Source organism: Bacillus sp. 522_BSPC (genome assembly GCF_001076885.1).
Lineage (GTDB): Bacteria > Bacillota > Bacilli > Bacillales > Cytobacillaceae > Niallia > Niallia hominis.
The window spans coordinates 1-264 of sequence record NZ_JVDT01000023.1; the positions used below are offsets into that span (position 1 = coordinate 1).

Here is a 264-nt window from a genome sequence, read left to right on the forward strand (position 1 = left end):
GAAGCGGGAATTTTTATGAGTTTTGACAACTTAAAAAAAATCTATCAATTTTCAGAGAATAGTCATAAGGAAGATTATTGGAAAGAAATGTTTGGATCTAGTGACAAAGAGTGGTCTTCCCTTTCACCAACATCGATAAAAAATAGCGATACTTTCCCAGCATGTGATTATTATTTATTTGAATCTTGTTATTTTATTGATATGGAGTTGCCAGGAATGGATATAAACCTTTTAAAGATTCGTATTCATCACCATGTCCTTTAT

The 264-nt window shown here is 31.1% G+C and carries 1 protein-coding gene; it reads left to right on the plus strand.

The window, feature by feature from the left end:
* Window positions 1-15: 15 nt before the first annotated feature.
* The coding region (locus tag ADJ83_RS02085) for a hypothetical protein (RefSeq protein ID WP_152910782.1) at window positions 16-264 on the plus strand (249 nt) is incomplete at its 3' end.